General features: G+C 59.1%; 5 protein-coding genes and 1 pseudogene. 3 read left to right on the top strand and 3 right to left on the bottom strand.

What is annotated here, in order from left to right; translation table 11 throughout:
- From GNZ13_RS26330 to GNZ13_RS26320, 3 genes and pseudogenes are all read right to left on the bottom strand, one after another.
- Positions 1-511: pseudogene (locus GNZ13_RS26330) on the bottom strand (putrescine ABC transporter permease PotH); the annotation flags it as partial.
- Positions 508-1629, bottom strand: coding sequence for an ABC transporter ATP-binding protein (locus GNZ13_RS26325; RefSeq protein WP_172169957.1), 1122 nt, complete (start codon positions 1627-1629; stop codon positions 508-510). The pseudogene GNZ13_RS26330 and the gene GNZ13_RS26325, both read right to left, overlap by 4 nt.
- 261 nt (positions 1630-1890) lie before the next feature.
- Positions 1891-3024 (bottom strand): polyamine ABC transporter substrate-binding protein, encoded by a 1134-nt coding sequence (locus tag GNZ13_RS26320; protein ID WP_172169950.1) that lies wholly within the window; start codon positions 3022-3024, stop codon positions 1891-1893.
- Between the two features lie 66 nt (positions 3025-3090).
- On the opposite strand from GNZ13_RS26320, the gene GNZ13_RS26315 reads away from it, so the two are divergent.
- The 3 genes from GNZ13_RS26315 to GNZ13_RS26305 all read left to right on the top strand — a co-directional run bounded on the left by GNZ13_RS26315 (position 3091) and on the right by GNZ13_RS26305 (position 6449).
- Positions 3091-3354: a hypothetical protein gene (locus GNZ13_RS26315; protein ID WP_172169947.1), complete on the top strand. Its 264-nt coding sequence runs from the start codon at positions 3091-3093 to the stop codon at positions 3352-3354.
- 99 nt (positions 3355-3453) lie between these two features.
- Positions 3454-4926 (top strand): aldehyde dehydrogenase, encoded by a 1473-nt coding sequence (locus GNZ13_RS26310; protein ID WP_172169953.1) that lies wholly within the window; start codon positions 3454-3456, stop codon positions 4924-4926.
- 131 nt (positions 4927-5057) lie between these two features.
- Positions 5058-6449 (top strand): aspartate aminotransferase family protein, encoded by a 1392-nt coding sequence (locus GNZ13_RS26305; protein ID WP_172169944.1) that lies wholly within the window; start codon positions 5058-5060, stop codon positions 6447-6449.
- The last annotated feature ends 140 nt before the right edge of the window (positions 6450-6589 follow it).

Here is a 6589-nt window from a genome sequence, read left to right as displayed (position 1 = left end):
GGAGGCCGTCGTCTTTCAGAATGCCGATCCATGCGTACACGCGAATCAGGAACGACGTCCAGAACGGCAGCATGACGCCCATCATCAGCAGGTTGCGCTTCGCGGGCTCCGAGCGTGCGATGTAGTACGCAACCGGATAGCCGATCAACAGGCAGCAGAGGGTCGAAACCGCAGCCATCTTCAGCGAACTGATATACGTGGCCACATACAGGTCATCCTGCAACAGGAACGCGTAGTGCCCCAGCTGCATGACCACGTGGAGCACGCCATCCTTCGCACTGAGGAGATCGGTGTACGGCGGGATGCCAAGCCGCGAGTCGGTGAAACTGATCTTCAGCACCAGTACGAACGGAACGGCGAAGAAAACGGCAAGCCAGATGAACGGCACACCGATGACCGTTGTTCGTCCCGACGGCAACAGCATGAAGAGGCGTTTTTTCAGCGAGCCGAGCAGACGGCTGCCGGACGGCGCGCCGAGCGCCGCGGGGGAGGAGGGTGTGGGATTGCTCATTGCGTCAGCACCACGCCGCTAGCCGGCGACCAGTAGACGAACACGTCGTCGTTATAGGAAGGGGCACCTTCGCTCATCAGGTGCGAACTGGACAGATTCGACACGACGGTTTTGCCGCTCGCGAGGCGTACGTGGTACAGCGAATAACTGCCCATGTAGGCAACATCCGAAACCACGCCGCGCGCCCAGTTGTTCGGCGTGGAGGGCTTGTCGAGCGAGACCTTCACGCGCTCCGGGCGCACCGAGATGCCCACCGGCATGCCGAGCGGTCCGGTAATGCCGTGGCTCACGTAAATGCGCGATTCGAGGTCTTCGCTTTCGACGAAGATGTGGTCCGGTTCATCCGCGACCACGGTACCTTCGAACAGGTTGGTCGAGCCGATGAACTCGGCCGAGAAGCGGCTATTCGGAAACTCGTACACCTGGCTCGGAGAGCCGATCTGCACGATGTGGCCTTCGCTCATGACCGCGATGCGGCCTGCCATCGTCATCGCTTCTTCCTGATCGTGCGTCACCATCACGCAGGTCACGTCGACTTTCTCGATGATGTTCACCAGCTCGAGCTGCGTTTTCTGGCGGATCTGTTTGTCGAGCGCGGACATGGGCTCGTCGAGCAACAGCAGCTTGGGCCGTTTGACGAGCGAACGGGCCAGCGCCACACGCTGCTGCTGGCCGCCAGAGAGCTGATGCGGCTTGCGCTGCGCATATTTGCTCATCTGCACGAGATTGAGCGCGTCGGCAACACGTTCCTTGATCTCGTTCTTCGGCGTGCCTTCCTGCTTGAGGCCGAACGCGATATTCGCTTCGACGCTCATATGCGGGAACAACGCATACGACTGGAACATCATGTTGACCGGGCGTTTGTACGGCGGCATCGCAGCGAGATCTTCGCCGTCGACGAAAATGCGCCCGGAGGTGACCGTTTCCAGTCCGGCGAGCATGCGCAGGAGCGTGGATTTTCCGCAGCCTGAACTGCCGAGCAGCGCGAACAGTTCGTTCTTCGCGATGTTCAGGTTGACGTTATTGACAGCGGTACTGTCGCCGAATTTTTTCACGACATTTTCGATGCGAACGAATTCGTCCGATTTCGATTTAGTCGTCGGGGCGGGGCGGGCCATCTGGGTGGCGCCGGCTACGCTATTTAATGTCGTCGAGTTCATGATGTAACCATTCCTTGCGGATCGCGAGCGCAAGTGTCTCCATACGAGACGCTGGGAGCGGCTCGCAGAATGCGCTGCGATCGGGAAACATGGGACTGCGCGCAGGTGCGACCCTGAAAGCGCGCAGGCTGACTACCGTGCTGCTTACTTCAGGCGGGCAGGGGTCAAGCGACCCCTGCCGCGAAGGCTTCGATGAGCTTGTTTGCCGTGGATAACGGTTTAGTGGCCTGTTTTAAGCTGGGCCCAGAGGCGGTTTTCAAGCCGAAGGATGTCAGTCGGCAAGGGCTTCAACAGGGTCATCTTCTTCAGCACATCCGCCGATGGGTACACGCCCTGGTCATGCAAAACGGCCGGTGTGACGAACTGGCGTGCGGGGACATTGGCGGTCGGATAGAAAACCTCGTTGGTAATGGCCGCGTTAACTTTCGGGTCCTCGATGTAATTGATCCACGCGAGCGCCGCTTCGGAGTGCGGCGCATCCTTCGGGATCACCATCACGTCGAACCACACCAGGCCACCTTCCTTCACGTTGTCGAACTTGATCTCGTATGAACGCTTGGCTTCCACCGCACGGCGGTGCGCGATGCCGACGTCGCCCGACCAGCCGAGCGTGACGCAAATGTCGTTGTTCGCGAGGTCGTTAATGTAGCCCGACGAGTTGAACTGTGTGATGTACGGACGAACCTTCTTCAGCACTTCGAAGGCGGCCTGATAGTCGCCTGGACTGGTGCTGTTCGGGTCCTTGTGCATGTATTGAAGCGTGGCGGCGAACACGTCGACGGGCTGATCGAGGAACGACACGCCGCAACTCTTCAACTTGGAGACGTACGCCGGGTCAAGCACCAGCGCCCAACTGTCAACAGGAGCATCCGCACCCAGGGCTTTCTGCACGGCCTGCACGTTGTAGCCGATGCCGTCGGTGCCGTAGGCGTAGGGCGCACCGTACTGATTGCCCGGATCAGCCTCACTGATGATCTTCATCAACGTGGGATCCAGGTTGGCGAGATTGGGGAGTTTCGTCTTGTCGAGCTTCTGATACACGCCGGCCTGAATCTGCTTGGCCATGTAGTTCGATGTCGGTACGACGATGTCATAGCCGGAACTGCCGGCCAGCAGCTTGGCCTGCAACGTGTCGTCGCTGTCGTAGTTGTCGTACTTCACGTGGATACCGCTCTGCTTCTCGAAGTTCGGAACCGTGTCCTTGGCGATATAGTCCGACCAGTTGTACACATTCAGCTCCGTGTCGGCCGCCAGCGCCGGCGCGACCGACAGCCCGCAGAGGCTGGTGAAGGCGAGTAGCGCGGCCGCCGCGGTTGCACGGCGAAGATGACGTCCAGAATGACAAGCGCTCATGATGTTCCCCTAGTAAGAAAAGAAGCCGGTGCGAGCGTCTGTCAGTGCTCTTGCCGGACGAGACGGATGGAGCGTAGCATCGCGCATTTATTGAATAAAAATAGTTTTCCTACCTTATGGATAGTTTTTTCAGATGCAAAATCGTCTCGTTCTTCCCCGCCTACTAATGTGTGTTCACAATCTGTTCCGGCGTTCGAGCAACGGAACCTCGAAAAAGATCAGAAGGGAATGCAACTCTGGAAATGGATAGGAAAAACAGATGCAATGAAGAGCAAATTTGTTCTTTCCGGTCCCTTTTTGTTGATCGACAGTACGGCTTTAGAGCAGTAGCTGTCTCGATCATTGATACGCGTGATGGGCAGGTAGACCTGCCCATCGCCAGACCGGAGTTATTCCTTGAGTCATTCTTCAGCTGATATTCACAACTATATGGACTGGCGGCGACTGGCCGCAGAAGTTCTCCCGCGCGCGCAGGCACACATTGACGGTCGCTTCAAGGACGCTCAAAACGGCGAGACTTTCCAGGCGATCAATCCGGCGACCGAGGCGGTAATTGCCCACGTTGCATCCTGTGGCATTGCAGATGTCAACTACGCCGTTCGTGCTGCGCGTGTTTCGTTCGATGCAGGGCATTGGTCGCGTTGTCCGCCGGCCGAACGCAAGCGCGTCCTGTGCCGGTTAGGTGCAATGATTGCGTCCCACGGCGCAGAGCTTGCCCTGCTCGACTCGCTCAACATGGGCAAACGCGTGGCCGACGCATTCAATATCGACGTGCCGGCCGCAAGCAGCCTGTTCTGCTGGTATGGCGAAGCGATCGACAAAGTGAACGGCGAGGTCGCGTCGACCGATCCGGGCAATCTCGCTGTTGTCACGCGGGAGCCGCTCGGCGTGGTCGGCGCAGTCGTGCCGTGGAATTTTCCGCTCGATATGGTGGCCTGGAAAATTGCACCTGCGCTTGCAGCCGGCAATAGCGTCGTGCTGAAGCCCGCGGAGCAATCGCCGCTGTCTGCACTGCGTCTTGCCGAACTCGCGCTCGAGGCTGGACTGCCGCCGGGCGTGCTGAACGTCGTGCCCGGGTTCGGGGAAACGGCAGGACGCGCGCTCGGATTGCATCCAGACGTCGACGTCCTGGCATTTACGGGGTCGACGGCCGTCGGCAAGAAATTTCTCGAATACGCCGCGCAATCGAATATGAAGCAGGTCTGGCTCGAATGCGGCGGCAAGAGTCCGAATCTGGTTTTCGAAGACGCGGACGATCTCGATCTTGCGGCCCGCAAAGCGTGCTTCGGCATCTTCTTCAACCAGGGCGAAGTGTGCTCGGCCAATTCGCGACTGCTGGTGCATCGCTCGATCCATGATGAGTTTGTCGATCGCCTGATCACCCATTCGCTCGACTTCATGCCGGGCGACCCGCTTGATCCTGCCAGTGGCATGGGTGCAATCGTCGACCGTACGCAGTTCGACCGGGTAAAAGGATGGATCGAGCGGGGGCGCACGAGCTCGACGCTGGCGACCGGCGGCGGAACACGGCTTGTCAATGGCAAGGGATATTTCGTCGAGCCGACCATCTTTGTCGATGTGAACGCAAGCGATCCGATTGCGCGAGAGGAAATCTTTGGGCCGGTTCTGTCGGTTCTCAAATTCGACACCGAGGACGAGGCGATCGCGCTCGCCAACGATTCGATTTATGGACTCGCCGCATCGGTCTGGACGGGCGGTCTGTCACGCGCACATCGCGTAGCGTCACGCTTGCGTGCCGGCACGGTTTCCGTCAACACCGTCGACGCACTTAGCGCGCAAACCCCGTTTGGCGGTTTCCGTCAATCGGGGTTCGGCCGTGATCTGTCCTTGCATGCACTCGACAAATACACGGGGCTAAAAACGACGTGGATCAGCTACTGATCCGGCGATCCACTGCCTGAATCAAACCCGCAATGAGCCTGAGAGCACAGTCCAGGTGCAGGCGACCCGCCGCACCGGACGTGGAAGGCGAAATCCGTCCGCTACACCGCTAAGCAACAGGAACCTTGAACATGAATGCTCCTAATTTTCCGCACCGCGCCACCCGCGATTACCAACAAAGCGATGCAGCCCATCACCTGCATGCCTTCGTCGATCAGAAAGCCCTGAACAACGAAGGGGCGCGCGTGATGGTTCGAGGTGAAGGTGTCTATCTTTGGGATAACGACGGAAACCGTTACATCGACGGCATGTCCGGCCTCTGGTGCACCAACGTCGGCTACGGCCGTCAGGAACTGATCGACGCAGCGTCACGGCAAATGAAGGAACTGTCGTACTACAACATGTTCTTTCACACCACGCATCCCGCAGTGATTGAATTGTCGGAACGACTGTTCTCGCTGCTGGGCGATCGTTTTAGTCATGTCGTGTACACGAACTCTGGCTCGGAGGCGAATGAAGTACTCATTCGTACGGTCCGGCGCTACTGGGACATCATGGGCAAGCCCGGCAAGAAGGTATTGATCGGCCGAATCAATGGCTATCATGGGTCGACCGTCGGCAGCGCGTCGCTGGGTGGTATGGCCTTCATGCATGAGATGGGCGACCTTCCGATTCCGAATGTGACGCACGTCGACGAACCCTACTGGTACGCGAATGGTGGCGATCTGAGCCCCGAAGCATTCGGCAAGCAGGCCGCGTTGTCGCTCGAAAGGAAGATCCTCGAACTGGGCGCTGACCGGGTCGGCGCCTTTGTCGCCGAGCCATTTCAGGGGGCAGGCGGCATGATCTTTCCGCCGGACGGCTACTGGCAGGAGATCCAGCGCATTTGCCGTCAGTACGACGTGCTGTTGTGCGCGGACGAAGTGATTGGCGGTTTCGGGCGAACCGGAGAATGGTTCGCGCATCGGCATTTCGGCTTCGAGCCAGATCTGATCTGTATTGCGAAGGGTCTGACGTCGGGCTATGTGCCGATGGGCGGTCTGGTGATGAGCCGGCAGGTCGGCGAGGCGCTTGTCGAAAAAGGCGGTGTCTACGCGCACGGACTGACCTATTCAGGTCACCCGGTCGCGGCAGCGGTCGCGCTGGCCAATCTCGATGTCCTCGAGAAAGACCGTCTTGTCGAGCGCACGAAGAACGATACCGGTCCGTATCTGCAGAAGGCATTGCGCGATGCGTTCGCCGGTCACCCGTTGATCGGCGAGATCCAGGGCGTGGGCGCGGTGGCCGCGATACAGTTCGCGAAGAACAAGGCCACGCGCGAGCGCTTTAGCGACGAAGCCGAGTTGACCTGGCATAGCCGGACTGTCGGCTTCGAACTGGGCGCCATCGTGCGCTCGACGAACGGCCGGCTGATCGTCGCCCCGCCGCTCGTGATCGAACACGCGCAGATCGACGAACTGGTCGACAAAATGCGGCAGGCCGTCGATGCGACTGCGCAAAAGGTACTCGGCAATAGCCGTTGATCCCGTTCCGCGATCGAACACCGGCGCAATCGTGTTCTTGCGATTGCGCCGGTTCCCAGCAAAAGCCGACGGTGCAAAGACGGACCTTATCTGTTATCACGCAAGTCGATCAATGCGTGACGGGTGCGCGCCACAACTTC

Source organism: Paraburkholderia elongata (assembly GCF_013177735.1).
Taxonomy (GTDB): domain Bacteria; phylum Pseudomonadota; class Gammaproteobacteria; order Burkholderiales; family Burkholderiaceae; genus Paraburkholderia; species Paraburkholderia elongata.
The sequence above is the reverse complement of the archived record's forward strand: the minus strand, read 5'-3'. Positions and strand labels throughout refer to the sequence as shown.

Coding starts and splice junctions, on each gene's coding strand:
- GNZ13_RS26305 (WP_172169944.1), top strand. CDS start 5,058: ATGAATGCTCCTAATTTTCCGCACCGCGCCACCCGCGATTACCAACAA.
- GNZ13_RS26310 (WP_172169953.1), top strand. CDS start 3,454: ATGGACTGGCGGCGACTGGCCGCAGAAGTTCTCCCGCGCGCGCAGGCA.
- GNZ13_RS26325 (WP_172169957.1), bottom strand. CDS start 1,629: ATGGCCCGCCCCGCCCCGACGACTAAATCGAAATCGGACGAATTCGTT.
- GNZ13_RS26315 (WP_172169947.1), top strand. CDS start 3,091: ATGGAGCGTAGCATCGCGCATTTATTGAATAAAAATAGTTTTCCTACC.
- GNZ13_RS26320 (WP_172169950.1), bottom strand. CDS start 3,024: ATGAGCGCTTGTCATTCTGGACGTCATCTTCGCCGTGCAACCGCGGCG.